The 25,062-nt window shown below is 63.6% G+C and carries 22 protein-coding genes and 2 tRNA genes; 13 read left to right on the top strand and 11 right to left on the bottom strand.

Annotated features, from left to right (window positions below; translation table 11 throughout):
- Positions 1 to 22 precede the first annotated feature (22 nt).
- From QMG80_RS11935 to QMG80_RS11925, 3 genes are all read left to right on the top strand, one after another.
- The gene (locus tag QMG80_RS11935) at positions 23 to 1,273 is read left to right on the top strand and encodes an SDR family oxidoreductase (protein ID WP_085773009.1); all 1,251 of its coding nucleotides are present in this window, start codon (positions 23 to 25) and stop codon (positions 1,271 to 1,273) included.
- Positions 1,274 to 1,744 carry a DUF2269 family protein gene (locus QMG80_RS11930; RefSeq protein ID WP_085773008.1) on the top strand — a complete coding sequence of 157 codons (471 nt, stop codon included), beginning with the start codon at positions 1,274 to 1,276 and terminating at the stop codon, positions 1,742 to 1,744.
- A 140-nt stretch (positions 1,745 to 1,884) separates the two neighbouring features.
- Entirely contained in the window at positions 1,885 to 2,592 is a 708-nt protein-coding gene (locus tag QMG80_RS11925; RefSeq protein ID WP_085773007.1) for an alpha/beta hydrolase, read from the top strand.
- Between the two features lie 128 nt (positions 2,593 to 2,720).
- On the opposite strand, the gene QMG80_RS11920 is transcribed toward QMG80_RS11925, so the two are convergent.
- The 4 genes from QMG80_RS11920 to glmM form a co-directional block, all read right to left on the bottom strand.
- Positions 2,721 to 3,455 (bottom strand): methyltransferase domain-containing protein, encoded by a 735-nt coding sequence (locus tag QMG80_RS11920; RefSeq protein ID WP_085773006.1) that lies wholly within the window; start codon positions 3,453 to 3,455, stop codon positions 2,721 to 2,723.
- Between the two features lie 251 nt (positions 3,456 to 3,706).
- Positions 3,707 to 4,288 (bottom strand): hypothetical protein, encoded by a 582-nt coding sequence (locus QMG80_RS11915; protein ID WP_085773005.1) that lies wholly within the window; start codon positions 4,286 to 4,288, stop codon positions 3,707 to 3,709.
- A 166-nt stretch (positions 4,289 to 4,454) separates the two neighbouring features.
- Positions 4,455 to 6,020: an exodeoxyribonuclease VII large subunit gene (xseA, locus tag QMG80_RS11910; protein WP_085773004.1), complete on the bottom strand. Its 1,566-nt coding sequence runs from the start codon at positions 6,018 to 6,020 to the stop codon at positions 4,455 to 4,457.
- Positions 6,021 to 6,139: 119 nt separating this feature from the next.
- The gene (gene glmM / locus QMG80_RS11905; RefSeq protein ID WP_199768993.1) at positions 6,140 to 7,492 is read right to left on the bottom strand and encodes a phosphoglucosamine mutase; all 1,353 of its coding nucleotides are present in this window, start codon (positions 7,490 to 7,492) and stop codon (positions 6,140 to 6,142) included.
- 413 nt (positions 7,493 to 7,905) lie between these two features.
- Between glmM and QMG80_RS11900 the strand changes: the two genes are divergently transcribed.
- Positions 7,906 to 7,991: transfer RNA gene (locus QMG80_RS11900), tRNA-Leu, on the top strand.
- Between the two features lie 32 nt (positions 7,992 to 8,023).
- On the opposite strand, the gene QMG80_RS11895 is transcribed toward QMG80_RS11900, so the two are convergent.
- The 3 genes from QMG80_RS11895 to QMG80_RS11885 all read right to left on the bottom strand — a co-directional run bounded on the left by QMG80_RS11895 (position 8,024) and on the right by QMG80_RS11885 (position 10,308).
- On the bottom strand, positions 8,024 to 8,170 hold the full coding sequence (locus tag QMG80_RS11895; RefSeq protein ID WP_158658865.1) for a hypothetical protein: 147 nt from the start codon (positions 8,168 to 8,170) through the stop codon (positions 8,024 to 8,026).
- Positions 8,171 to 8,466: 296 nt separating this feature from the next.
- Positions 8,467 to 9,495: an ANTAR domain-containing protein gene (locus QMG80_RS11890; protein WP_085773003.1), complete on the bottom strand. Its 1,029-nt coding sequence runs from the start codon at positions 9,493 to 9,495 to the stop codon at positions 8,467 to 8,469.
- 429 nt (positions 9,496 to 9,924) lie between these two features.
- Entirely contained in the window at positions 9,925 to 10,308 is a 384-nt protein-coding gene (locus tag QMG80_RS11885) for a hypothetical protein (protein ID WP_210190833.1), read from the bottom strand.
- Positions 10,309 to 10,403: 95 nt separating this feature from the next.
- On the opposite strand from QMG80_RS11885, the gene QMG80_RS11880 reads away from it, so the two are divergent.
- Together QMG80_RS11880 and QMG80_RS11875 are read left to right on the top strand one after the other, a co-directional pair.
- Complete coding sequence (locus QMG80_RS11880) at positions 10,404 to 11,663, top strand: argininosuccinate synthase (RefSeq protein WP_085773848.1); 1,260 nt, start codon at positions 10,404 to 10,406, stop codon at positions 11,661 to 11,663.
- A gap of 146 nt (positions 11,664 to 11,809) precedes the next feature.
- Positions 11,810 to 13,168: a TAXI family TRAP transporter solute-binding subunit gene (locus tag QMG80_RS11875; protein ID WP_085773002.1), complete on the top strand. Its 1,359-nt coding sequence runs from the start codon at positions 11,810 to 11,812 to the stop codon at positions 13,166 to 13,168.
- A 198-nt stretch (positions 13,169 to 13,366) separates the two neighbouring features.
- Here QMG80_RS11875 and QMG80_RS11870 read toward each other — a convergent pair whose 3' ends face one another.
- Positions 13,367 to 13,837: an Hsp20 family protein gene (locus tag QMG80_RS11870; RefSeq protein ID WP_085773001.1), complete on the bottom strand. Its 471-nt coding sequence runs from the start codon at positions 13,835 to 13,837 to the stop codon at positions 13,367 to 13,369.
- Between the two features lie 220 nt (positions 13,838 to 14,057).
- Here QMG80_RS11870 and QMG80_RS11865 point away from each other — a divergent pair, with 220 nt between their 5' ends.
- Positions 14,058 to 15,020, top strand: a complete 963-nt coding sequence (locus QMG80_RS11865; protein ID WP_085773000.1) for an alpha/beta fold hydrolase — start codon at positions 14,058 to 14,060, stop codon at positions 15,018 to 15,020.
- Positions 15,021 to 15,072: 52 nt separating this feature from the next.
- Here QMG80_RS11865 and QMG80_RS11860 read toward each other — a convergent pair whose 3' ends face one another.
- Positions 15,073 to 15,867: a hypothetical protein gene (locus QMG80_RS11860; protein ID WP_102938131.1), complete on the bottom strand. Its 795-nt coding sequence runs from the start codon at positions 15,865 to 15,867 to the stop codon at positions 15,073 to 15,075.
- A 311-nt stretch (positions 15,868 to 16,178) separates the two neighbouring features.
- On the opposite strand from QMG80_RS11860, the gene QMG80_RS11855 reads away from it, so the two are divergent.
- From QMG80_RS11855 to QMG80_RS11840, 4 genes are all read left to right on the top strand, one after another.
- Positions 16,179 to 16,255 (top strand) — tRNA-Arg (locus QMG80_RS11855).
- Between the two features lie 320 nt (positions 16,256 to 16,575).
- Positions 16,576 to 17,256, top strand: coding sequence for a hypothetical protein (locus tag QMG80_RS11850; protein WP_085772999.1), 681 nt, complete (start codon positions 16,576 to 16,578; stop codon positions 17,254 to 17,256).
- A gap of 267 nt (positions 17,257 to 17,523) precedes the next feature.
- Complete coding sequence (locus QMG80_RS11845) at positions 17,524 to 18,696, top strand: polysaccharide biosynthesis/export family protein (protein WP_102938130.1); 1,173 nt, start codon at positions 17,524 to 17,526, stop codon at positions 18,694 to 18,696.
- Between the two features lie 302 nt (positions 18,697 to 18,998).
- On the top strand, positions 18,999 to 19,760 hold the full coding sequence (locus tag QMG80_RS11840; RefSeq protein WP_158658864.1) for a CDP-alcohol phosphatidyltransferase family protein: 762 nt from the start codon (positions 18,999 to 19,001) through the stop codon (positions 19,758 to 19,760).
- A gap of 667 nt (positions 19,761 to 20,427) precedes the next feature.
- Here QMG80_RS11840 and QMG80_RS11835 read toward each other — a convergent pair.
- Both QMG80_RS11835 and QMG80_RS11830 read right to left on the bottom strand, forming a co-directional pair.
- On the bottom strand, positions 20,428 to 22,029 hold the full coding sequence (locus QMG80_RS11835) for a copper resistance D family protein (protein WP_085772996.1): 1,602 nt from the start codon (positions 22,027 to 22,029) through the stop codon (positions 20,428 to 20,430).
- Positions 22,030 to 22,032: 3 nt separating this feature from the next.
- Entirely contained in the window at positions 22,033 to 22,386 is a 354-nt protein-coding gene (locus QMG80_RS11830; RefSeq protein ID WP_085772995.1) for a copper resistance CopC family protein, read from the bottom strand.
- Between the two features lie 319 nt (positions 22,387 to 22,705).
- Here QMG80_RS11830 and QMG80_RS11825 point away from each other — a divergent pair, with 319 nt between their 5' ends.
- Together QMG80_RS11825 and QMG80_RS11820 are read left to right on the top strand one after the other, a co-directional pair.
- Positions 22,706 to 22,852, top strand: a complete 147-nt coding sequence (locus QMG80_RS11825; RefSeq protein WP_158658863.1) for a hypothetical protein — start codon at positions 22,706 to 22,708, stop codon at positions 22,850 to 22,852.
- A gap of 52 nt (positions 22,853 to 22,904) precedes the next feature.
- Positions 22,905 to 24,782 carry a potassium transporter Kup gene (locus tag QMG80_RS11820; RefSeq protein ID WP_085772993.1) on the top strand — a complete coding sequence of 626 codons (1,878 nt, stop codon included), beginning with the start codon at positions 22,905 to 22,907 and terminating at the stop codon, positions 24,780 to 24,782.
- The last annotated feature ends 280 nt before the right edge of the window (positions 24,783 to 25,062 follow it).

Below are 25,062 nucleotides of genomic sequence, written 5' to 3'. Positions count from 1 at the left end.
CGCTTCCACGGGAGACGAACGCATGGCGCGCATTCTCGTTATCGGCGGGACCGGCTTCATTGGCCGGCATGCGGCGGCGGCCTTGCGCGCGCGCGGCCATTACGTCGTCGCGTCGTCGCGCCTAGCCATTGATCTTGCGCGCGACGGCGAAGCGCTGCTGCGCGACAAGCTCGAGACCTTCGAGATCGTCGTCAATTGTGCCGGCCTCGTGCGCGACGCCGGAGAATCCAGCATGGCCGAGGTGCACGCAGCGGGCGCGAGCCGGCTGTTTCGCGCCGCGATGACGGCGGATGTGAAGCGACTCATTCACGTGTCGGCGCTCGGCGTGGAAGCTTGCGGCGAGACGGCCTACCAGCAGACGAAGGCCGTCGCCGAGGAGGCTCTGGCTGCTCTCGATCCCACTAGTAAGCGTCTCGACTGGCGCATTCTGCGACCTTCGCTCGTCGTCGGCCGCGGCGGGGCGAGCTCGAACTGGCTTTGCGCCGCCGCCGCGCTGCCGATGCTACCGCGCCTCGGCGACGGCCGCTGGCGTTTTCAACCCGTGCACGTCGCGGATGTCGCCGAGCTTATCTCGCGTCTTGCCGAAGGCGCGCCGTCGCAGCGCCGACTCGACGTCGTTGGCCCCGCGCCGATGGACATGGATGGGTTGCTGCTCTGCTTGCGCGAATGGTTGGGTCTGGCGCCCACGCAATTTTTCCACGTGCCAGATCGCCTGCTGCTTCTTGCGGCCTCGATCATGGGACGCGTCGCCAGCGGGCCGCTCAATCGTGAGATCGTGACGCTTCTCGAGCGCGGCAATGTTTCCGATCCCGGCCCGATGGCCGCGGCGCTCGGGCGCGCGCCACGCGCTCTCGAGACAGCGCTGGCGCTCGAGCCCGCCTGCGAGCCGGACCGGCTGGCGGCGCGGCTCTTCCTATGGCGACCGGCGTTGCGATGGAGCCTTGGGCTCTTGTGGATTGCAACCGGCGTCCTCTCCTTCGGCCTCTATTCGCAAGCGAAGAGCGAAGCGCTGCTCAGCGAGATCGGCCTCCGCGGGCTCCCGGCTCTAGTCGCGCTTTTTGGCGGGGCGGCGCTGGACCTGTTGCTCGGCTTGGCGCTGCTCCTTGCTCCACGACGCCGACTCACGGGTTGGCTGATGCTTGCCTCCATGGTCGCCTTCTCCGGCTTCGCCGCGTTCCTGCCCGCCGACTACTGGCTTCATCCTTTCGCGCCGCTGCTCAAGAATCTGCCGCTCGCCGCGGCGCTCCTCGTCATGATCGCCATGGAGCCTTAAATGATTGATCCGCTGATTCTCAAAACCGCGCATGTCCTCTCATCGACCGTTCTCTTCGGCACAGGCCTCGGCACCGCCTTTCACGGGCTCGCCGCCAATCTGCGCGGCGATCTCAAGGCGATCGTCGTCGGCGACAAGAACGTCGTGCTCGCCGATTGGCTGTTCACGACTCCCGCCGTGCTGATTCAGCCTGTGACCGGAGTGCTGCTCGCGCAGGACGAAGGCTGGCCGCTCGACTCGCCTTGGCTCGTCGCCTCGATCGGCCTCTATCTCTTCGTCGGCGCATGTTGGCTGCCCGTCGTCTGGCTGCAGATTAAAATGGCGCGCATCGCCGAAAAATGTCTTGCGAGCGGCGCGCCGCTGCCGCCCGTTTACAGCACGTATTTTCGCTGGTGGTTCGCCCTCGGCTGGCCGGCCTTCACCGCTATGATCGCGATCTTCTGGCTGATGGTGGCGAAGCCGCAGTTCTAGCCGGATTCGACGCCGCGGTGACCCGTCTTTGATTGATGGGGTCAACTTCTGCGGCCGCCGGATCGCCCTCCCAAGCGCTTGACCTTTGGCGCCAAAGGCTCGAAACCGAACCGAAAGGCGGAACTTCAAAGGCGAGGCTCATGACGGCGCTCATCGACGGTCCCAGGGTGAAAGCCAAATCCGGCGTAGCCAAGCAGCTCGTCGTCTTCCTTCACGGCTATGGCGCCGACGGCGCCGACTTGATCGAGATCGGTCGGCAATGGCGGCAGATCCTGCCCGACGCGGAGTTCGTCGCGCCCAACGCGCCCGAGCGCTGCGCCATGTCGCCGGGCGGGCGGCAGTGGTTCCCCTTGACGATGCGCGACCCCAATGAGCGCTGGGACGGGGTTCTGGCGGCGCGCCCCACGATCGACGCCTTTCTCGACGCGGAGCTCGCGAACCTTGGCCTCGACGAGAGCGCCTTGGCGCTCGTCGGCTTCAGCCAGGGCACCATGCTCGCGCTTCACGTCGGGCTTCGGCGCAAAAAGGCTCCGCGCGCCATTCTCGGCTATTCGGGCCTGCTGGTGACGCCGCCGGACGGAACCCCTCCGGGCGATATGGCGGGCCAGCGGCCCCCGCCCGCGATCCTGCTCGTCCACGGCGAGGAAGATCAGCTGATTCCGATCGACGCCCTGCTGCTTTCCACCGACCTCCTGGCCGAGGCGGGTCTTTCGGCGCAGTGGCACATGTCGCCGGGGCTCGGTCACGGCATCGACAACGCCGGCCTCTTGCACGGCGGACTATTTCTCGCCCAGAGCTTTGGCGTCGCGGTCGAGTTCAAGACGCGCCCCCCCGCGCCGGCGCGGTAGAGCATGTCACGGAAAAGTGCGAAGCGGTTTTCCGGTCAAGACATGCTCCAACCTTTTGATTTGGCGCGATTCCTTATCGCTCGAACGATTCCGTTCGAGCGGGAGACGCGCTAGCGGGTCTCGGGCGTTCAAGCCGCGCCGACGGGCTCCAGCGCCGGTTCGAGCTGCGGGATCGCGCGCCGAACCGCCCGGCGCAGGCTGATCGGCTTGTAGAGCTGCTTCGTCGCCTCGACGACGAGCACGCCGCCGCCGGGCAGCGACCAGCGTCCCGCAATGCGCTCGAAGGCCGGAGCCGAGCGCAAGAGCCAGGGACTCTCGAAGGGCGGCACATAGAGCGCCTCGCCCCAGAAGATCGGCAGAAACAGGGTTTCTTGCAGCAGGTGGCGCAGCTGCAGCCGCGAATAAGGATGGCCCTGGCCAAAAGGAGTCGTGTCGAGCCGCGCCCAAAGGCCCGAGCGGCTCGGAACGACGAAGATGGCGCGACCGCCCGGCGCCATCACGCGCCAAATCTCCTCCATCAGATCGCGCGGATGCTCGCTGGTCTCCAGCGCATGGACGACGAGAATTCGGTCGATCGCCGCATCGGGTAGCGGCATCATCGTCAAATCGACGAGCGCGGCGGCGGGACGGCCATCCGTCGGCCAATGCACGACGCCTTGCTCGGCCGGCATGAAGGCGAGCGTGCGCTGCGCCTCCTTGGCGAAATCGGGCAGATAGGGCGTCGCATAGCCGAGCCCCATCAGGCTCAAGCCGGTGAAGCGAGAGTCCCAGCGGAGGCGCAGCACGCGAGAAACGAGCCGCTGCGCGACGAAGCCGAGCGGCGAATCATAAAAGGCTCTGAGATCCACGACATCGAGCGACATGCCCGATCATTGGCCGAACGCCGCGTCGAGGCAAGCCGCTTCGCCCGGCGCCAGAAAAATTTCGGTTAGAGCGCGTCCCGATCGCGTGGAGTCGATCGAAAAGAATCGATCACGCTGCGCTCAGGCGATTTCAGCTGAGCGCAGCGTGATCTGGCGGAGAAAAAATTTCGCTTGCGCAACGAAAACGCTCCCGAAAGCGACGCGGCTTTCGGGAGCGGCGGTAAGGAGCGCGGCGAAGCGTCGCGCGAAGTTTACTGCGGATCGGCGGGCTTGTCGGCGCCGGCGTCGGCCTTAGCAGCCTTGGCCTTGGCCTTCTTCTTCTTCTTCTTCTCGCCGCCCTTGGCCTTGGCCTCTTCGGCCGGAGGCGCAGCCGGCTCGGCGGCTTGCGCGGTCTTCATCATGCCGGCGTGGTCGTCGGCGACCGGAGCCGCAACGGAATCGGTCTGGTTCGCGGCGATCTGCTGGCCGGAGGCCGCGGGAGCGGGCGAAGCGTCGCTCACGGTCTGCTCGGCGGCCGGGGCAGCAAGCTCAGCCGCTGAGGCGGTCTGCTCGGCAGGCCTCTGGTCCTGTTCCGGGGCGGCGACCGCAACGTCGGCAGCCTGAGCGGGCTCAGCGGCGGCCTGCGACGCCGATTCCGCGGCGGCCTGATCCGACGGCGCCGCCTTGCTGGACTTCATTTTCGTCTCGAGGGCCGACACCGCGGAAGCAAGGCGCTCCTCGACGGCTCCCTCGAGTTTCGCAACCTTTTCATTGGTGCCGTAGTGAACGCCCAGTCCGAAGCCGACCGCGGCGACAAAGGCCGTCGTGAACAGCTTGAATATGAATCGAAGCATCGGGATCTCTCCTTAAGAGTCCTAGCGCCGCCTCCGGCGCCGGCCGAGCGCGTCGCATCCCATCGCCAGAAAGCGCCGGACCCGCGTCTCGAACGCCTTTCCACGCTGTTTATCGGGCGAAATTACGGCGAACAATCGGTAAACAGGCCGCCGGGCGCGCTTCTTCTCAGAAAAGCTGGCCCTGATCCTTATTCGCGACGCGGCCGGAGGGACGCCGTCTCGCCGGCGCCGCCTCTTCTTTTCTCGTCGACTCCGAGACCTCGCCCCCGAGCACCCGGACCAGAGCCACGCCATCCGAGAAGGTGAGCGAGAGCTGATCGCCCAAGGTGAGCGCATGGGCGCTTCGAACGATCTGACCCGATTTGTCGCGCGCGAGCACGAAGCCTCGCTGGAGCGCCGCCTCAGGCCCGAGCGAACGCGAAAGCGCGTCGATGCGCGCCAAAGCGCCTCGCCTCGCCTCCAGACCATGCCGGAAGGCGCGCAGGAGCCGTTCGCCCGCTTGCGCCGCCCTCCTGCGGGAGAAGGCGACCCGCTCCGCCTCCAGCGCTAGACGCGCCCGCATCGCTTGAGCGAGCCGCGCCGAGAGGCCGCGCAGCCGCTCGCAAGCGCGCGCGAATTCCGCTTGCGGCGAGTGGCGCGCCAAAAGCCCCGAGGCCCGCGCGAGACGCAGCCTGCGCGCGTCGAGCCCGGCGCGCATGGCCGCGGCAAGCTTCTGCTGGACGAGATCGCGCCGCTGCCGCGGCGTGGCCAATGCGCGATCGGGCGAGGCGAGATGGCGCTCGAGCGCCGTGAGCCGCGCACGCCGGTCGTCCAGGAGCCGGCGTTGGGCGGCTTGGAGCCGGCGCGCCAGCACCGCAATCTGCTCGACGAGTTCGGCGCGGACGGGCGCCGCCTTCTCTGCCGCTGCGGTCGGCGTCGGGGCGCGCAAATCCGCCGCGAGGTCGATCAGCGTCGTGTCGGTCTCATGTCCGATGGCGCTGATGAGCGGAATGGCGCTCGCAGCGGCGGCGCGCGCCACGATCTCCTCGTTGAAGCCCCAGAGATCCTCGAAGGAGCCGCCGCCGCGCGCCACGATGAGGACGTCCGGCCGCGGGATGGCGCCTTCGGGCGCGAGCGCGTTGAAGCCCTCGATCCCCGCGGCGACCTCGGCCGCGCAGCTCTCGCCCTGTACGCGCGCAGGCCAAACCAGCACGCGCCGTGGAAAGCGCTCGCGCAGACGATGCAAGATATCGCGAATGACCGCGCCCGTCGGCGAGGTCACGACGCCAATCACGCGCGGCAGAAAGGGCGGCGCGCGCTTTCTCGCTGAATCGAAAAGCCCCTCCGCCGCGAGCCGTCTGCGGCGCTCGTCGAGCAGCGCCATCAGCGCGCCGACCCCGGCGGGCTCCAGCGCCTCGATGATGATTTGATAGGAGGATTTGCCCGGGAAAGTCGTTAGCCTTCCGGTCGCGATGACCTGCAGCCCCTCCTCCGGCTTCGTCTTCAGCCGCGCCAACGCGCTTTTCCAGATGACCGCGTCGAGCCGGGCGCCCTCGTCCTTCAGCGAGAAGTAGGCGTGGCCGGAAGCCGCCGGCCCGCGCCAGGAGCCGATTTCGCCGCGCACTCGGACGAGGCCGAATCGTTCCTCCACCGTGCGCTTCAGCGCGCCGGCGAGTTCCGAGACGGTGAGCTCGGGCATGTTCCCGGTCAGATTGGGCTTTGACTCGAGCTGAGGCGCGCGCTCCGAAGGCATCGGCGCATTATGGAGGAAATCTCGCGCCCGGGCGAGCGAGACGACCCGGCTTCGATCATCTGACGAAGCCTGCCGACTTGCGCAAGCTTGAGTCTTTGTTCACCCGAACGCAGCGCGATCTAGGCGGCGATGGCCGCGTCCTTCAGCGCGTGGCAAACCTCGGCGACGATCTCCTCCACGAGCTCGCGATTGTCGCCTTCACCCATGACGCGGATGACGGGCTCGGTGCCGGAGGGACGGATCACCAGCCGGCCCGTCGCGCCGAGACGCTCATGGGCCGCCGCGATAATGCGCGCGACAGTGTCCTTCTCAAGCTGCGCGCGCGCGGCGCGCACATTTTGCAGCACTTGCGGCGCGGGCTCGAAACGCCGGCAGACCTCGCTGACGCGCTGATTCTTGCGCTGCACCTCGGCGAGCACCTGCATGGCGGTGACAAGACCGTCGCCCGTCGTCGAATAGTCCGACAAGATCACATGGCCGGACTGCTCGCCGCCCACGTTGAAGCCGCCCTCACGCATCCGCTCCAGCACATAGCGGTCGCCGACGGCGGTGCGCTCCAGCGTGAGATTGAGCGAGGCGAGATAGCGCTCGAGCCCGATGTTGGACATGACGGTCGCGACGATGCCCGGCCGCGTCAGGAGGTTCTGCGCGCGCCAGCTCTCGGCGACGACCGCCATGAGCTGATCGCCATCGATGATCTGGCCGTTCTCGTCGATCATGATCACCCGGTCGGCGTCGCCGTCGAGCGCGATGCCCACGTCGGCGCGCAGCTCGCGCACCTTCTGGCGCAACGCTTGAGGCGACGTGGAGCCGCACTCGCGGTTGATATTGAAGCCGTCCGGATCGACGCCGATGGCGATGACTTCCGCGCCAAGCTCCCAAAGCGCTTCCGGCGCGACGCGATAGGCGGCGCCATTCGCGCAGTCCAGCACGATGCGCAGGCCTTCGAAGCTCATGTTTCTCGGCAGCGTGCGCTTGGCGAATTCGATGTAGCGCGCGCGCACGTCCTCGATGCGCCGCGCGCGGCCGAGATCCTGCGGTTGCGAGAGTCGGCGGGTCAGGTCGCTCTCGATCAGGCTCTCGATCTCGGCCTCGATCTCGTCGGACAATTTATGTCCGTCCGGACCGAAGAGCTTGATGCCGTTATCCTCATAGGCGTTGTGCGAGGCCGAGATCATCACGCCGACGTCGGCGCGCATCGACCGCGTCAGCATGGCCACGGCCGGCGTCGGCATCGGGCCTAGGAGCAGCGTGTCCATGCCGACAGAGGTGAATCCGGCGACCAAGGCGTTTTCAATCATATAGCCGGAAAGACGGGTGTCCTTGCCGATCACGACGCGATGACGCCCTTCGCCCCGCTGAAAAATCAAGCCTGCCGACTGGCCGACCTTTAGCGCGAGTTCGGGCGTGATCTTTTCATTAGCCTTGCCGCGAATGCCATCCGTGCCGAAATAGGATCGAGCCACCGCCATCTAATCCTCCTGGAAGCGACTTTATGTTCGCCGTCCTAACGGCGGAATTTAAGCATTTTTCCGCTGAGCTGTCGAGCGGCTAGGGCTCTGCGGCGCCGTCACGCGAGAAGTTCGCTGCGCTGCGTTCGAAATATTGTTAAAGCTCTTTGAAAATCACATCGAGAATCGCCCGATCCAAAGAGTTTCCGATCCCGGCCGCGCATAATCACCGCTGCTCTTCTTTGCTCAAGAGGTGGGACCACGCCGTTCGACCCGCCGCGCCTCGCGATCCGAGAGTCCTGCACCGGCCGGGTCCTCAGGAAAACTCAGCGCGCCGCATAGGCCGTCGAGCGCCAGACAAGCGCGCCGGGGATCACGCGACGCGACAAGGGCATTGAACAGGGCGGCCGCAAAGGCTATCTGCTGTCGCTCATGCGGGTGTGGCGGAACCGGTAGACGCGGCGCACTCAAAATGCGTTGCCCACAAGGCATGGGGGTTCGAGTCCCTCCACCCGCACCAATCTCCGAAGAAAAAGCGCGCTCCGAGCCGGCTCACATCAGCTCGCCGTTGTTCCCCGCGGCCACAAGGAAGACCAGAGCGAGCGTCGAGAGAACGAGCGAAAGCTCCAAAGGCGTGACGAGGCGAAAGACCTCTTTCAGCTCGAGCCATAAGATTATCCGTGCCGATCGGGCCGTCATGCGCGCCGCCTTCCTGCTTTTGCGCATGAGACGGCCTCGGCGGTAAAGAATTGCGAAAAAGCCCCACCCCCGAGCGACCTTATTCACGGGCGCCGTCGTAAATGTCACCGTTAAGCCTAACGCCGGCTTGCGCGGCGCGAGCCTCCCGGCTCAACGGGTTCAGCGTTTGCGCAAGCCTTGAGGCTCGCGGTCTGGATCAAGGTTATCGCTCGAGCGATAGGGGATCGCGCCAAATCGAAAGCGTGGAGCGAATTCTCATCGCAAAAGCCGCCGGACTTTTGCGATGAGAATTCGCTCTAAAGATAGATCTGGATAACGCCCCGACCTTCCTCCGAAAGATCAATCTGCTCTGGGCGCAGGCCCAAAAGCGCCGCGCCACAGCGAAGCGAGCTCGTCGAATAATCGAATGCCGACTCCTCGCCCTCGGGCGCGAAGAAAGCGCAAAGATTTCCCACAAGTGGCGCGTCAGCCCTGGCGCGAAGGCGCGTCTCCTCGCCCTCAGTGCGCAGTTCGATGCGCAACCGGCTTCCCTTGTCGCAGGCTCGCAGCAAGCCGATCACGATCGCTTCGAGGCCGAGACGCGCGTTGTCCGGCGCGCCCACAACGAAAAACCTCGCAGGCGCCGGCGCTTCAATGAGCAGGGCCACGCCCGCCTCGGCGGCAGCGTCGATGAGATCGTCTTGAAGGGCGGAAAGAAGCGCGGCGCCGTCGCATTCGAGAGAAGAGCCAGGCTCGCGGCCTATGAGTTTGCGAGCGTAGCCGATGATCGTCAACAGATCCGCGGCGGGCGGATCCGAGGACAAAGGCAGGGGCGTCCCGCCGTTGAGATCGAGCCGCGCCAGGCCCTGCTCTACATAAGCCAGCGAAGCTTTCAGCGCGGTGTTCGGCGCGTCGACACAGGCCCCCGATCCCGAAGACCCAGCTTTCGTCTTCGCAACGCTGCGCCGCTTCGTCTTGCCGGCTCGGCGGCGCGTCGCGGCCCGCTCGACAACCTCTCGAATCAGAGAGGAAGTGATCGACTCGCGCGGCAGCACAGCCTCGGCGCCGGCCTTGAGAGCGCGCGCCCGAATCTGGCCGTTCTCACCCCCCGTTACGAAGACGATGGGCGCGTCGGTATATTTGCGGGCGGTCCGAATGTCGTCTTCAAGCGCGATCCGGTCGGCGCGGGACGCGTCGATCAGAAGCACATCGAGCGGCGCGCCGGACGCCGTCTCCAGTTCTTCAAAGCGCTTGCAGACGCCCAGATTGAAGCCCGCGTCGCGACCAAGCTTTTTCTTCAGGTCGGCGGCGCGCTCCTGCGCATCCTGAACATAACGAACCTGCATCGCCGCCTCCCAGGGCTGTGCTTCGCCACGCTCACGAATCACATGACCCCATCAGCCCGAATCAAGTCAACCCGCCGCCCTGCCGAAACGGTCCCCTAGGAAACAGCCATAGTCAGCAATACTTGATTTATGTTTTAAATTCATACCTTTATATTCACTACTGCCCTTCTCGTTTTTTGCGGGGATAACTCAGGGCCCGCAGGGCAAATAGCCGCGCCCAAGATCACTCCTCAGCCCCAGACCACTAAGCCGTCCTTGACAAAGGTCGAGCGGTCGCCATCTTCGCCGCCTGGAACTTAGAGCGAGCCCGCAAGCGACAGAGACTTTACGACCCGCATTCGTTCCGCGTCTAACTTGGCGCGGTTTCTCTTCGCTCGAATGAATCCGTTTGAGCAGAGATCGCACTAGAGCGAGACCTTTTCGATCAGGCTATCGAAAAGGGCTAAGCTCCAACTCAAAACTTGGAGCCTGTCCTGACCGGAAAACCGCTTGGCGCCTTTCCGGGACATGCTCTAGAGCGCGATGCGAAAAAGTGGAAACCGGTTTTTCGCACAAATCGCGCTCTAAGCTTTTAGAAACGATCACGTTTTCCGCATTCAGGCGATCCCGCCTGAACGCGGCGTGATCTAGAGCGCGATGCGAAAAAGTGGAAACCGGTTTTTCGCACAAATCGCGCTCTAAGCTTTTAGAAACGATCACGTTTTCCGCATTCAGGCGATCCCGCCTGAACGCGGCGTGATCTAGAGTGCGATGCGAAAAAGTGGAAACCGGTTTTTCGCACAAATCGCGCTCTAAGCTTTTAGAAGCGATCACGCTTTCCGCGTTCAGGCGATTCCGCTTGAACGCGGCGTGATCTAGAGCGCCGCGTGCCGATGGCATGGGCATAGCTGGGGGAAATCGTGTCGCAGATTCAGTCGCGTTCGGGAAAGCACAAGAAAGACATCAAGCGCGTCGTCCTCGCCTATTCGGGGGGACTCGACACGTCGATCATCCTGAAATGGTTGCAGACCGCATATGGCGCGGAAGTCGTCACCTTCACCGCGGACCTCGGACAGGGTGAGGAGCTGGAGCCCGCGCGCGCCAAGGCGGCGCTTCTCGGCGTCAAGCCCGAGCATATTTTCATCGAGGACCTGCGCGAGGAATTCGTGCGCGATTACGTCTTCCCGATGTTTCGCGCCAACGCCCAATATGAGGGGCTCTATCTGCTCGGCACCTCCATCGCGCGCCCGCTCATCGCCAAGAAGCAAATCGAGATCGCGCGCAAGGTCGGCGCCGACGCCGTCTGTCACGGCGCCACTGGAAAAGGCAATGATCAGGTGCGCTTTGAGCTCGGCTATTACGCGCTCGAGCCCGATATTACGGTTATCGCTCCCTGGCGCGAGTGGGATCTCGCCTCGCGCACGGCCCTGATCGACTTCGCCGAGAAAAACCAGATCCCGATCGCCAAGGACAAGCGCGGCGACGCGCCCTTCTCGACCGACGCCAATCTGCTGCACGTCTCCTCCGAAGGAAAGGTCCTCGAGGACCCGTCTCAGGAGGTTCCCGACTATGTTTACTCGCGCACCAACGACCCGGAGCAGGCGCCAGACCAGCCGCAATATGTGACGATCGACTTCGAGCGCGGAGACGCGGTGGCCGTGGACGGCGAGAAGCTCACGCCGGCGGCGCTTTTGACGAAGCTCAACGCGCTTGGCCGCCTGCATGGGATCGGCCGCCTCGATCTCGTCGAGAATCGCTTCGTCGGCATGAAATCGCGCGGCATGTATGAGACGCCGGGCGGCGCCATCCTGATCGTTGCGCATCGCGGAATCGAGAGCCTCACTCTCGACCGCGGCGCCGCGCATCTGAAGGATGAGCTGATGCCGCGCTATGCGGAGCTCATATACAACGGCTTCTGGTTCGCGCCCGAGCGCGAGATGCTGCAGGCCGCAATCGACAAGAGCCAGGAGCTCGTGACCGGGCGCGTGCGGCTGAAGCTCTATAAGGGCTCCGCGATCCTCGTCGGGCGCGAGAGCCCCTACTCTCTCTACGATCAGGAGCTCGTGACCTTCGAAGAGGGCGCCGTCGCTTACGACCACCGCGACGCGGAAGGCTTCATCAAGCTCAACGCGCTCCGTCTGCGCACGCTGGCGAAGCGCAAGGCCCGCTCGGGCGGAGCGGTCGGGTGAGGGTGCGCATCGCGCACCCCTTCGCCTGTCGCCGGTTCACTCCGGACAGCTTGGGGCGCAGCCTAAGCCGGGATTATTCCGGCTTTCGCCTTGAAGTCGCCGTAAGCTAGTGCAATTTTTCTAGGCGTTATGGAAAACCAGACGCCATGCGCAAGCTGCTGCCTGCCCTGATCACCGCGACCCTGCTCGCAGTCGGCGGCACAGTGGCCGTCGTGCATTTTTTTAACCGTCCCATTGAGCTTACAGTCGCTGTTCCGCAGGTTGGGGACGACACGCGAGTCATGCAGGCGGCCGCGCATGTGTTCACGCGGCAACACAAGCCGATCCGCTTGCATCTTCTCCCCGTACCGGACTGGGCCGCCGCCGCGGCGCAACTCGATTCCGGCGACGCCGATCTCGCCGTGCTGCGCGGCGACGCCGCCGTGCAGGCGACCGCGCAGACGCTCCTGATACTGCACCGCAACCCGATGCTCGTCCTTGCTCCTGCGGGGTCGAAGCTTCGCCGCATCGCCGATCTGCGCGGCAAGAAACTTGGCGTCGTGCATCAGCTGCCGCAGTCCCATGCGATCGCGCATCTGGTGGAAGCGGTGCTCCGGCATTACGATATCCCGCACGAGGCGGTGACTTTCGTTTCTTTGCAGCCCGAAGAAGTCGGCGCCGCCATCGCCGCGAAAAAGGTCGATGCGATCTTTTCGGCGACGGGCCCCCTTGATGAGGGTGGCGCCGACATCGTCGCCGCCGTCATGGGTCCAGCGCGCAAGCCGCCGATCTTCATTCCGATCGATGAGGCCGGGCCGATCGCCAAGCGAGATCCCGCGCTCGAGACCTCGGAGATCCCCCACGGCGCTTTCGGCGGCGATCCGCCGCGCCCGCCCGAGACCGTCGAGACGGTCGGCGTGGATGTGCTGCTGATGGCGAGCCCGGCGATGCGAGACGACACCGCAGCGGAGGTGACGCGGGTCTTCCTCACCTCGCGCGGGGCGATCGCGGGCGTCGCGCCGCTCGCCAATTCGATCGAGGCGCCCTCGACCGATCGGAGCGGAACGATCCCCGTACATCAAGGGGCGGTGGATTATCTCGACGGCAACGAAAAGAGCTTCTTTGAGAAATATAGCGACGGCTTCTACATCGGCGCGATGCTGCTGTCGCTCCTGGGCTCCGCCGCCGCGACGCTCGCGGGCCGCTTCGCCAAGGACCCGCGTGAAGACGCCGAAAAGCTGACGGAGAAGCTGCTGACGATTCTCCAGGGCGCGCGCGATTCGCAAACGCACGAGGACCTGAACGCAAACGAGCGAGAACTCGACAACGTGGTGGCGCAGATGCTGGGTGATCCCAATCTGCGACGGCTCGACGCGCCGGCCATCCATCTCGTGGAGCTCGCCATGACGCAAACCCGCCGCACCATAGAGGAACGCCGGCAAGCGCTGGCGCGCGAGGAACGGGACGGAAGAGTGGAAAAAATCGTGGAGTTCCCGCTTACCAGGAACGCGTCGCCGGGCAGCTGACTGAAATAAGCGCGTCGGCGGACGATGGACGCCACTCGCGCGTTTCCCGCTCGAACGGAATCGTTCGAGCGATAAGGAATCGCGCCAAATCAAAAGGGTGGAGCATGCCATGACCGGAAAACCGCTTCGCACTTTTCCGTGACATGCTCTAAGCGGCGGGAGGCGCCCGCTTTCACGGGCGCTCCGCCTGACTCGTTGTTACGCAGCCTTGACTTCGACCGGCTTCGTCTCTACCGGCCGCGGCGCAGCGCCGATTTCGATCCTGCGCGCCTTTTGCGCCTCGGGGATCTCGCGCACGAGGTCGATGTAGAGCAAGCCGTTCTCGAGGCTCGCGCCGGTAGCGACCACATGCTCGGCGAGCTGGAAGCGACGCTCAAAGGCCCGCGCGGCAATGCCTTGATGCAGGAACTCACGGTTCTGAGCCTCGGGCGCGCTCTGCTGCGCGCCGCGGATCGTGAGCGCGTTCTCACGTGTCTCGATCGTGATGTCATCCCTCGAGAAGCCGGCGACGGCCAGCGTCACGCGATAGGCGTTCTCGCCGGTGCGCTCAATGTTGTAGGGGGGATAGTTCGGCGCAGGCTCGAGCCCGCCGCTCTGGGCGAGATGGTCGAACAGCCGGTCGAAACCGACGGTCTGGCGGAACAGGGGGGAAAAGTCGAAAGCACGCATTGCACATCCTCCTGTCGAAGCGACATGATTGGGGACCGCAGAACGCCCGGGTCATCCGGCGCGATCCGCGCGCGCGTCCAGGGGCCCGCGCTGACGTTGATGTGGGAAGGGCTCGCCAGGCTCGCAAGGGCGTAGCGCAACGCGGTCGCGTGCAAAAAATTGTGCTAAGGGGAGGCGTTCCTGTCGGCGCCGAGCGCCCTGTCAAAGCCTGAAGAACGTCATGCTCGAACTCGTCGATACGCCGCAAAATCGAATACCCCCGAACGCCCAAACTTACGCGATCAGCGCCTCGGACGGCGCGATGCTCCGCATGGCCGTGTTCAAGCCCGAAAAGCCGGCGCGCGGCACGATCGCGCTTTTTCAGGGCCGGGCCGAGTTCATCGAGAAATATTTCGAGACGATCAGCGATCTCCTCGAGCGCGGCTTCGAGGTCGCGACGCTCGACTGGCGCGGCCAGGGCGGGTCGGCGCGCGAGCTCGCCGATCCGCGCAAGAGCCACGTCGACGACTTCGCGCAATATCAGCGCGACCTCGCCGCGCTCATTGCTCGCATGACTCAGCTCCAGTGCCCGCAGCCCTGGTTCGCGCTCGCTCATTCGACAGGCGCGTCGATTCTTTTCGAATATGCGCATAATGGCGGCGACGCTTTCCAGCGGCTCGTCGCGACGGCTCCGCTCGTCGACGTCTATGGCCTGCGCTTTCCGCGCGGCGCGCGGTGGCTCGCCGATGGTCTCGACATGCTGGGCCTTGGCGCCATGTTCATTCCCGGCGGCAAGCCCGCCTCGGTGATGGAGTTCGAGGGCAATCTCCTGACCACCGACCGCCACCGGCTCGCGCGCAATCTGTCGGTGATCGCCAAGGCGCCGGGGCTCGCCGTCGGCGACCCGACGATCGGCTGGGTCAATAGCGCCTTTAGACAGATGCAGCGTTTCACTCAGCGCGACTACGTCCATGGCTGGCGCTTGCCGCTGCTGATCGTCGTCTCCGGCGACGACCGCCTGGTGTCGAGCCGAGCGGCCGAGCGCTTCGCGCAGAGGCTGGACCTCGCCCAGCTCATCTCCATCCCCGGCGCGCGACACGAGATCCTCATGGAGCGCGATCCGCAGCGGGAGCAGTTCTTCGCCGCCTTTGACGCTTTCATTCCTGGCGGAGCGCAAGTTGGCGGCGCGCGCGCCGCCGAGTGACTTGGGGGGAGCATGTTCTGCTCCCGGGGACTCAGCTTGAGCTCAGCGTGACCTAGAACCGCCGCCACACTGCGGTGAGGAGGCCTTTCTCGGCCGGTGAGTTCACCCCGGTCGGCGCCGCCAAAGCGCCGAGTTGCAAGGACCAATCCGGGTTGAAGTCATAGACGCCGGAGAGCTCGAACTTCTGCGCGGCGTAGCCGCCAAAGGCGCTCGCGCCCGGCGTGAAGGCCGAGAAGCTCTGCGCCATGAGCAACAGCTCGGGCTCCGGGCGCAAGCCGAGCGTGAGATCGGCGCGGATCTCGTCACCGCCCTGCCCGCGCGTCCGATAGCCGAGTTGCGCCTCGACGAAACCAGGCCAACCGAGAATCTCGAAACCGCGCAGGGCTTGCACGCGAAAGTCGGCCTGGGTCGGGACTTTGAAGTCGAGGAACTGCCCCGCCGCCTGTGAGGCCACGCGAAGGCTCGCTTGCGCGCTAAAATGCACGCCGGCAAGCTCGCCCAAGGGGATCCGACCCCCGATCGCGCCGAGCCCCGCCCCGGCGTAATGCGGAGCCGGCTCGAGAGAATAAGCGGAGGCGGAGCCGTTGAAATCGAAGGCGCTGCCCTCCCCGATGACGGTGAGCCAATTCGTGACGCCATATTCGACATAGCCGGCCGCCTCGAACTTGCCGTAGGACGGGGTTCGGATCAGGTGGCCGCGCCGGTCATAGGCTTTGTTCGCTTCGGCGAAGGTCGACGTGACGATGATCTGGCCCGCGCCTTCGTCCATCAGCAGAGCGCCGGCGGCGGCGGGCTCCACGCACAACCCCGCAACGATGCCGAATAATGGGATGGCGCCTCGGGCCACGACTAAACTCACGCGCAAGCTTGACCGAGGCACGGGGCGCGACAAATTTGTTTACATTTCGGCAACAATGTCAGTTTCGCTAAGTTTTCATTTTTGTTCTATTTCTACCCCGGATGTGTTCCGGATCGTGATTGCTCGCAACCTCGCGGGAGGGCGCCTCTCTCGCGCCGTCGGCGCCAATGCGATATGAAAAGCGCGCAAAGAAGGTTACGCGAGCGGACTTGTTTTCCGGCATGCCCGAAGCGATAGTGGCGCGCCGAACGTGCGCCGAGCGTCGAACGCGCGCCTTCGCAACTGACTGAAAATAAAACGACTCCGTAGCTCAGCTGGATAGAGCAACTGCCTTCGAAGCAGTAGGTCGCAGGTTCGAATCCTGCCGGGGTCGCCAAAAATCAATGAATTACGAATTATTGGGTGAGTCTTTTTTGTTTGGTAAGAGTTTCCGAACTTGGGAGGCCGCCTCCAAACCTGCATGCTGAGGCAGTGCGACTCGAGGATCGAGTTGGCGTCTGAAAACGAGACAGTCACCACGCGCACGTCGGCCCCCCGCTGCAGCCTTTGGCGTTGGCGGTCTTCGCGCTTAACACCGAAGCGTCAGTCAAGCGCCTCTCTGCGCTCTTGGGTCGGGCCTATCGAAACGGGGCGGAGGCTGGCGCCCGCTGCGATCTTCGTGTTAATTCTCTTTTCGCGGCGTAGGATAGGGTCTCAATGAAATTCGCCAAGCTCCTGACTGGGCTCTTCGATCCCGAGGACCCGCCGAGCGGAAGCTTTTTGGCGAGCTGGGAGGCTCGCGCGGTGCAGCGGATCGTCACGCTCCTTCCTCAGCGCGTTTCCGCCGAGCTCCTGACCAAGCTGAGCCTGGCGGGGGCTTTGCTCGCCGCCTCGGGCCTCGTGGGATGCCGCTTCTCCGCCTGGACGGTGGCGCTCGTTCCGCTGGGCGTCGCCCTGAACTGGTTTGGCGCAGCCGTGGATGGACCGCTCAGCGCCCATCGCGGCGAGCAAGGAAGCAAGCGGCGTTGGATGGAGCACCTCGCAGACCTCGTATCGCTGCTCATCGTCATCGTCGCCTACGGCTTTTCCCCTTTCTTGTCTTTAGTCTCGTCGCTCCTCATCATGGCGTGCTTCCTGCTGTTCTCGGCATATAGCTTCCTTCGGGCCGCGGCGGGGCGCGCGGTGCAAACGGCCTTGCTGGGCATAGGGGCCATGGAATTCCGCATTGTCGCGGGAGCTTGGCCGTTCCTCGCCGTGGCGCTCGGTTTGAAACATTCCAGCGCGACTGGCTTCGAAAGGATGGATTTCGCCATCCTCATGCTTTCGATCGTCGCTATTATTAGTCTCGTCATTAATATAATTCTGGATGGACGAAAGATTTCCTCGTCACAGATTTGAACGCGCCCATAGGCGCTCTTCGATAAACTCCAGTAATATCAGGGCTTTCGCGAATGTGGCGCAGCTCCTCGCCCTCCGAGCCCTGAGAGAAATAATGCAATAACCTTAACTTGGACTGTGGCAAATTTGCAACGGCCGCTTTTTTTAACTCCGACCGAATTGAATGCCCCGATCGGCTATATTATCCTTGCCGCGAAGAGCAAGGTCGAAAGCCTGCTGTCGATTCGAGTGAAACGACGCGTAGCGTCTGCAATGGAAACATGGCTTATGTTGAAGCGGATATGCAAAGCCTCGTTCTTCATAGCGGCTTTAAGCCTTGAGGCCTGTTCCGTCCTCCCGGGGAGCGGCCCCTCTCGGGAGATCATCACCCAGACAGGAACTTGGGAGTCGGAGGACACCGAAAGGCCCTTCGCTTTCATCGAGGTCGACGCTTTCACGCTCAACATTCTGGCCCGCCGCCCTGCCCCCGGACTTCGGGGCTATTTTGGGGATCGGCGTCCTCCTGCGCGCCAACCCATAGGCGTCGGCGATACGCTTCAGATTACGATCTGGGAAGCGGCGGCGGGGGGACTCTTCTCGACCCCGGTCGTCGACCGTCTGAGCCCCGGATCGCGCTCCGCGGCGATTCCCGATCAAGTCGTCGGTCGCGACGGCTCAGTGAGCGTGCCCTACGCGGGCCGCATCGAGGTGGCGGGACGAACGCAGCAAGAGGTCGAATCTACGATCGTCGATCGCCTCAGAGGCAAGGCGATCGAGCCTCAGGTTTTGGTCAACGTCACGCGCAACGTCAGCAACACCGTTACAGTTTCCGGCGACGGGGCGAACGGAGCGCTCGTGCCGCTGACCCAGCGCGGCGAGCGGATCATGGACGTGATCGCCTTGGCCGGCGGCTTTCATTCGCCCCTCCCCGAAACCTTCGTGAGCCTCACTCGCGACGGGCGCACCGCCCGTGCGCCCATTCAGAGCCTGCTCGACAATCCAGGCGAGAACATCTTTGCGCGTCCGGGCGACATGGTGACCGTCGAGCGCGCTCCGCTCACCTTCACCGTCGTCGGAGCCACCGGCGCCAACGCCGTGATTCCGTTCCAGCAACGCAGGGTCACTCTCGAGGAGGCTGTCGCAAGGGCGGGCGGCCTCCAAGACATGCGCGCGGATCCGGACGGCGTGTTCGTGCTGCGCTATGAACCGGTTGCCGTCGCGCGGGAATACCCGTCGGTGTCGCCCCGACTGCTCGATGGAGGCAGTGTGCCGATCGCCTATCACCTGAACATGCGCGATCCGAAAGCGCTCTTCCTGGCGCGGCGATTCGCGATGCGCGACAAGGACATTCTGTTCGTTTCCAACGCGCCGCTGACGGAGATCAGCAAGTTCTTCCAGATGTTCCTCATGGTCGCGCAGCCCGGCATGCAGGCCGGCGTCATCGCGGCCACCGTAAAGTGAGGCAGGGGCGTGGAGGCGCGCATCGCAAGAATGGCTCACCAAGCGCAGTTTCTGAGCGCCGGGCGCGTCGGCGACGAGAGCGTGCCACGGAAAAGTGCGAAGCGGTTTTCCGGTCACGACCTTCTCCAAACTTCTGATTGGGAGCTTAGTCCGTCGCGTGATTCCCTGCGTCGGCTGCATCATCCTCCGCAGCGGCCAATGGGCTCCCCGCAAATTGCCCCAAACGGGCTTAGAATTGACAAAAATCTTACGGATTGTTCTAGTAGAAAATTAGGCGTTCATACTGCGCGCGGGATCGAATGATGGGACATAAGCGATTAAATCGTGGTGTTCTTGCCGAGAAAGAGCGCCAAGTTTTGCTTTGGCTCGCGGCGAGAACGCCTTCTTTCGTTTCTCCCGATCACCTGACCATCCTCGGATTGATCGGCGGTGTGTTGACATTAGTCGGATTTGTCGCCTGTCGCTGGTCGCCCTGGTTTCTTGTTCCCGCCCTGTTGGGCGTGTTGCTCAATTGGTTCGGCGACTCGCTCGACGGCACTCTCGCTCGCTATCGTAACATTGAGCGGCCGCGGTTTGGCTATTTCGTCGATCATTCTTGCGATCTCATCGCGCAGACCTTGACATTCCTCGGCCTGGGCCTGTCCCCCTATTTCACGCTGCCTTCGGCGCTCTTCGTGCTCTCCATGTATCTTCTCATGAGTTCTTACACCTATCTGAAGGTCTTCATCCTGCGCCGGCACAACCTCTCCTACGGCGGCATGGGCGCCACGGAAATGAGGCTGATGATCATTTGCTGGGCGCTGTTCGCTCTCTGGGCCGGTCCGGGGTTCATCCGTGCGCCTTTCCATGGCTATCGGGCGCTCGACGCGGTCATCGGCGTCCTTTGGCTCATGAGCTTCTTCGGCTTCCTGTGGATCGTCGCCAAGGACCTGTCGAAGTTCGACGACGAGTTGAATCAGGCCGGCGACGGCCCTGAGACGAAAACGATATTGATCGAGTCTTCCCACGAGGAAGCTAAAACGAGTAACGACGCCTTGAAAGTTGGCTTAGGGCTTTCCCGCTGACGCCGTCCGCGCCGTTTTGTTCGCCCTACGGAAACCAACGAGGGTTCTTCGCATCGCGCTCTAGAGCGCGTCCCGATCGCGTGGAATCACGCGATCGAAAAGGACTCGCTCCAAATCAAAAACTTAGAGCATGTCCTGACCGGAAAACCGCTTTGCACTTTTCCGGGACATGCTCTCGGGGCGCGCTCGGCGCCGGTCTTCTTGTTGCTGTGAACCTATTCGCCCCGCCTGGCGCAAACGAGCCTTCGTCTGGCTTCAATCTTTGTGTGGCCGCCCAACCGCCCGACTGCGTGGACGCGCCCGCAAAATCGGATTACGAGAACTGCGAGCGCCGTGTCAGGGCTTACCTTGCCAACGTGTTCCGCTATCGCGAATGCCTCGAGGTCGAGACGGAGCGCCAAGTCCGCAGAGCCAACGACACTTTGGATAAGCTGAAACGCAAGCAGCCCATGGAGCGTCAATAGGCAGCGCCTTTTCGCGACCTGTTCCTTCCTCGCCAGCTGACCGCACCCACTCAATTCAACCCAAGCGTTTTGCCGTGAGGGACGTCAACAGCGAGACCAGCTCCGCAAGGTCAGCAGCTGACCCACGCCTTTCCGGTGAGAGATTTCAACTACATATGCATTCGAGAATCCGCTCTGGCTGGCTCGCCGGCGCTCCCGCCGCCTCACGTCGGCACAGCCTCACGATACATCAGCAGGAACGCTCCTGCGCTGATCATGGCGATCGGCCACGCCAATCCCGCGATCCGGCTTACGGGCGTCGGCTCGAGGCGCAATTCCATCCAGCGCGCGCCGGCCACGATCACGCCGATCAGCGCAATGGGCGTGTGGCTGATTTCGATCAGCACCTCCTCCTTGCGGCCGGTATGGCCGTAATGAGTCAATAGAAACGCCGCCGCCGCGGCGATCGTCACCGGAAACACGTATGAGGGCCAGGCGGCGCGGAATCGCTTCGACTGCACGCCCCACTCGCAGGCCGCGAAGCCCGCGATCAGCGCGATCATCAGCTTGTGCTGCGCGATTTGAGGCGTCGCCAGGCTTTCGAGAAAGCCGATCTTGCCGAGCGGCCAAACTTCTTCGTCGGCCGTGACGACGAGATAGCCCGCAAGACCAAGAACGAGCAGCGGCCAGTGTCGAGCAATTTTGAACCGACGGCTTTGCGCCAGAAGCGCGACGAGCCCCACCAGGATGATGACGAGCGCCGCATAGTGATGATGCGATTCGGACCAGGCGACGTCAGCTTCGTTGCGATTGGATTCGAGATCCGTCCCGATGGCCGTATCGGCCTGCGCTGACGAGAGTTGAGCCAGCGCCGGGCTTTCCAGGCGCGGCCACGCGGGCTGCAGACGCGCTGCGATTTCGGCCGTCCCAGGGCGCGCGGCTTCCGTTGTGGCGGCCAAAGGCGACGATGCGAGCGCGACGGCGCACAAGATCGCGATGAGGCCGACGCCGGCTTCGATTTCCGCGAACACGCGCACGTCCTTCAGACCGTCGCGGCGTCGGGTGCGAATGATCAAAAAATTGCTGGCGCCGAGACAAAGCAGCATGATCAGCAGCACGACCTTGGAGCTGAGCAGGAGCCCGTATTGCGTTTGGTAGAGCCCCGCGAGCGACCCCGTATAAGGTACCGCCATGAGGACGCCCGTTGCGGCCAGGACCGCAACCGAAATCAGCGATGTCACGGAAAAGCGTCGAGAGACGACCCGGCGCTCCGTGCCGTCGCCGATCATGCGCAATGAGGCGATAAAGAAAGGGATGCCGCCAATCCACGTCGCCAGAGCCAAGAGATGAAGCGTCTCGGCCGTGAGCAGCAATGGGGACGGCTCCGACCTGCTCGCGGCGTGGGATACGCCCAGATGCGCCCCGACAAGAAGCAAGGACAATGCGACGAGCATCGGAGCCACAGCCGCCGACAAGCCGCGCCTGCGGGCGGCAAGGGCGAGCGCGCAGGCTGCGCCGGCCGAGAGGAAGTGAAAAGACGCAGCCTCGGCGCTGATTGCGGTCTTGAGCTCCGCTCCGGTCGAACCGACAAGAAACGCGATCAATGCAGCCGCCGCCAGCAGTTGGGACGCACAGGCCGCCAAGGCCGCCCAGAATATCATCCGCGCGCAGAACCTCTCGAGAACCGCGCGCTCGTCCCCCAACTTCATTGGCGCCAAAGCGAACAGGAAATAGGCGATCCCGCCGACGGCTAGCGTCTGCGCAGCCACCGAAACGCCGCGCAGAATCCAGTCGATCATCGTGTAGATGGAAAGAAACGCCTGCATGGTTCACCGTCCGATGTAGAATTTGATCTCGCCTTGATTGGCGTGCCCATCGACGCTCAGAACGCGCCAACGAAGAACGTAGGCTCCCTCCTCAAGCGCAGTCGCTCTTGCTTTCAGGATGGTCGGCGTGTCCGCCGCGAGCAGCGTCAACGCGGCTGCGCCGCCATCGGCTTTGAAGAGCTCCAACCTGGAAAACCGAGAATCGAGACGGCTGTCGAAACGCAGTTCGATCGAAAGGTTGTCGCCTGCGACGACGGCGCCGGGCGCGGGAACGGCTTCGAGCAGAGAAGCATGTGCGAGTGCATGTGAATTCAAGCACATCAGCAAGATCATCGAATAGGCGAGACGTCTCCACATCACCGACCAGTCTCCCAAACGCAGCTCCACCAGAAACTAGATCGGGCGTTCAAAATGCGTGGCAAGCTTCACGGTGATGATCGGATCGTCTTTGAGAAATTTCGCAAAGCGTTCGAGAAGCTTTTTGGGACTTATCATTTCCCCGGGAATTCGGCCGAACCTCGCATCATTTGTTAACGAGGATATAATCTCCTGAAATCAATTACTTGCTGTCGCACTGGCGCTGGGCGGAAGGGTTTGACGGAAAAGTTTGGGGGGTCAATCCTCTCGACGCTTGAGCTATGCTTTCCCTACGGAAAGCGGCGTCGGGGAGCAGGCATTGCACAAGGTCGATTGTGCGGACAGCGGCGTCGCCGTCGAGGATGTCACCGCACGCCTGGATTGCGACGAGCTTGCCCGCAGGCTGCTGAATAGGCTGTGGAAATTCCTCGGCGACGAGTTCACCCCGGAGACCCGCCAGGCTTGACTGCGGCTCTCGCATTCGCCGGCGCGGTTCAATCTGCGGAGAGGCCAATAAGATGACGGACACACGGGACGCCGGCGCATATCCGCGCAAAGGGCTCGGGGCGCTTGCGCTCGGCGCGCTCGGGGTCGTCTTTGGCGACATCGGAACAAGTCCCCTCTACACGATCAAGACCGCGATCGATTGGGCGGGAGGCGAGGTGTCGCCGGAGGACGCGCTCGGCATCCTCTCGCTCATCGTCTGGACCCTCGTGATCATTACCTCGATCAAATACGTCGCGATCATCATGCGCGCCGACAACGACGGCGAGGGCGGCATTCTCGCGCTCATGTCCCTGCTCGGCGTCAAGCATGGACGCCGCCCGCTGATCATCGCCATCGGAATGCTCGGCGCCGCATTGTTGTTTGGAGACGGCGCCATCACCCCGGCAATTTCAGTGCTGAGCGCATTGGAGGGCCTCAAGACGCCGGCGCCGGCGATCGCCGCCTATATCGTCCCGCTGTCGGTCGTCGTGCTCGTCGGGCTCTTCACCTTGCAATCAAAGGGGACGGCGACAATTTCTCGCCTCTTCGGCCCCGTCATGACGCTCTGGTTCGTCGTGATCGGCGGCCTTGGCGTCCTTGGCGTGATCAAGCATCCGAGCGTGCTTTGGGCGCTCGATCCCGGCGTCGGGCTTGCTTATCTCACGGGCAAGGGGCTTTCCGGCTTCCTGGTGCTCGGCGCCGTATTTCTCTGCGCCACCGGGGCAGAAGCGCTTTACGCCGACATGGGGCACTTCGGCCGCAACCCGATCCGCGCGGCCTGGTTCAGCCTGGTCTTTCCTGCGCTGCTGCTCAATTACGCCGGGCAAACGGCCCTGATCGTCGACGCGCCCCTTGCTTTCGGCGCCAACCCTTTCTTCGACCTTTGCCCGGAACAGTTGCAGCTTGCGCTCGTGGGCTTGGCGACGCTGGCGACCATCATCGCCAGTCAGTCGATCATCACGGGCGCCTTCTCGATGACGCGCCAGGCCATTCAGCTTGGGCTGCTGCCCCGAATCCGCATTTCGCAGACTTCCGCGGAAAGCTACGGCCAGATTTACGTCGGCTTCGTCAATTGGGCCTTGATGACGCTGACCCTTATTCTCACCGTCGCCTTTCAATCGTCGGACAAGCTCGCCGCCGCCTTCGGCATCGCCGTCTCGCTGACGATGCTTTTGACGAGCGCGCTGATGTTCGTCGCCATGAGAGAAGTGTGGCGCTGGAGCCTCCCCATCAGCCTGATCGTCGCGGGATTGTTCGTGACTGTCGACGGCGCCTATGTTGCCGCCAACATGGTCAAGTTTTTCGAAGGCGGATGGATTCCGCTCGTCGTCGCGACCATTCTCTTCTTCCTCATGAGCTGCTGGAACGAAGGCTATGCCGCCATCCGCGCCGCTTTGGAGCGCGGCACCATTCCGCTGACCGACTGCATCAGGCAGTTCCGAGACAGGGAGAGGGTTCCGGGGACGGCCGTCTATCTTTGCGGCAGGCGCGACGTCGCGCCCGTGCCCTTGCTACACAATCTGAAGCACAACAAGGTTCTGCATGAGCGGGTCGTCTTCCTGCAGGTCGCCACCGAACACGTCCCGCGAGTCGAGCCAGAGCGCCGCATCCAGTCCGAGGTCCTTGACGACGGATTCTACACCCTCCTCGTCCATTACGGCTTCATGGAGGGCCCCGACGTGCCGCGAGCTCTTCTTTGGGAGTGTTACGGCTGCCCGATCGAATTCAACGAGGAGGACACGTCGTTCTTTTCGGGCCGCTTCACGCTCGTCACGAAGACGACCTCACGATGGCGCCGCTTCAGATTCGAAGTCTTTCGCCTTCTGCACCGCAATGCGCTCCCCGCGACTGAATTCTTCAAAATTCCGCCTGGGCGCGTCGTCGAGCTGGGAGGACAGGTCGAAATTTAGGGCAGCCCGCGAGAAGGACCCCGTTCAGCGCCGGCCCGTCGGCCGAGGAAAAAGGGGCCGCCAATTGGCGGCCCGAGTCGAGGGAGGATGTCGAGAGTGAATCAATCGACGTCATCACGGTAGCATGCGAAGGCAGGCAAGACTGTGGCCCAGGCGCAACAGCTGCGAGAAAAATGGCCTCCAGACTCGAGCCTGCGTCGACGCCCGTTCAGGCGCCGCGCAGGCTTCATCCGCAAAAACAACGTCTTGACCTGTCACGTGACGATCCAGCGACAGCGCG

The sequence above is a fragment of the Methylocystis bryophila genome (assembly GCF_027925445.1).
Lineage (GTDB): Bacteria > Pseudomonadota > Alphaproteobacteria > Rhizobiales > Beijerinckiaceae > Methylocystis > Methylocystis bryophila.
Note: the sequence above shows the minus strand (reverse complement) of the source record. Positions and strands in the feature narration are given on the sequence as shown.

Excerpts from the sequence above, each read along its gene's own strand:
- QMG80_RS11935 (WP_085773009.1), top strand. The coding sequence starts at position 23 with ATGGCGCGCATTCTCGTTATCGGCGGGACCGGCTTCATTGGCCGGCAT.
- QMG80_RS11930 (WP_085773008.1), top strand. The coding sequence starts at position 1,274 with ATGATTGATCCGCTGATTCTCAAAACCGCGCATGTCCTCTCATCGACC.
- QMG80_RS11925 (WP_085773007.1), top strand. The coding sequence starts at position 1,885 with ATGACGGCGCTCATCGACGGTCCCAGGGTGAAAGCCAAATCCGGCGTA.
- QMG80_RS11920 (WP_085773006.1), bottom strand. The coding sequence starts at position 3,455 with ATGTCGCTCGATGTCGTGGATCTCAGAGCCTTTTATGATTCGCCGCTC.
- QMG80_RS11915 (WP_085773005.1), bottom strand. The coding sequence starts at position 4,288 with ATGCTTCGATTCATATTCAAGCTGTTCACGACGGCCTTTGTCGCCGCG.
- xseA (WP_085773004.1), bottom strand. The coding sequence starts at position 6,020 with ATGCCTTCGGAGCGCGCGCCTCAGCTCGAGTCAAAGCCCAATCTGACC.
- glmM (WP_199768993.1), bottom strand. The coding sequence starts at position 7,492 with ATGGCGGTGGCTCGATCCTATTTCGGCACGGATGGCATTCGCGGCAAG.
- QMG80_RS11895 (WP_158658865.1), bottom strand. The coding sequence starts at position 8,170 with ATGACGGCCCGATCGGCACGGATAATCTTATGGCTCGAGCTGAAAGAG.
- QMG80_RS11890 (WP_085773003.1), bottom strand. The coding sequence starts at position 9,495 with ATGCAGGTTCGTTATGTTCAGGATGCGCAGGAGCGCGCCGCCGACCTG.
- QMG80_RS11875 (WP_085773002.1), top strand. The coding sequence starts at position 11,810 with ATGCGCAAGCTGCTGCCTGCCCTGATCACCGCGACCCTGCTCGCAGTC.
- QMG80_RS11870 (WP_085773001.1), bottom strand. The coding sequence starts at position 13,837 with ATGCGTGCTTTCGACTTTTCCCCCCTGTTCCGCCAGACCGTCGGTTTC.
- QMG80_RS11865 (WP_085773000.1), top strand. The coding sequence starts at position 14,058 with ATGCTCGAACTCGTCGATACGCCGCAAAATCGAATACCCCCGAACGCC.
- QMG80_RS11850 (WP_085772999.1), top strand. The coding sequence starts at position 16,576 with ATGAAATTCGCCAAGCTCCTGACTGGGCTCTTCGATCCCGAGGACCCG.
- QMG80_RS11845 (WP_102938130.1), top strand. The coding sequence starts at position 17,524 with ATGTTGAAGCGGATATGCAAAGCCTCGTTCTTCATAGCGGCTTTAAGC.
- QMG80_RS11840 (WP_158658864.1), top strand. The coding sequence starts at position 18,999 with ATGGGACATAAGCGATTAAATCGTGGTGTTCTTGCCGAGAAAGAGCGC.
- QMG80_RS11835 (WP_085772996.1), bottom strand. The coding sequence starts at position 22,029 with ATGCAGGCGTTTCTTTCCATCTACACGATGATCGACTGGATTCTGCGC.
- QMG80_RS11830 (WP_085772995.1), bottom strand. The coding sequence starts at position 22,386 with ATGTGGAGACGTCTCGCCTATTCGATGATCTTGCTGATGTGCTTGAAT.
- QMG80_RS11820 (WP_085772993.1), top strand. The coding sequence starts at position 22,905 with ATGACGGACACACGGGACGCCGGCGCATATCCGCGCAAAGGGCTCGGG.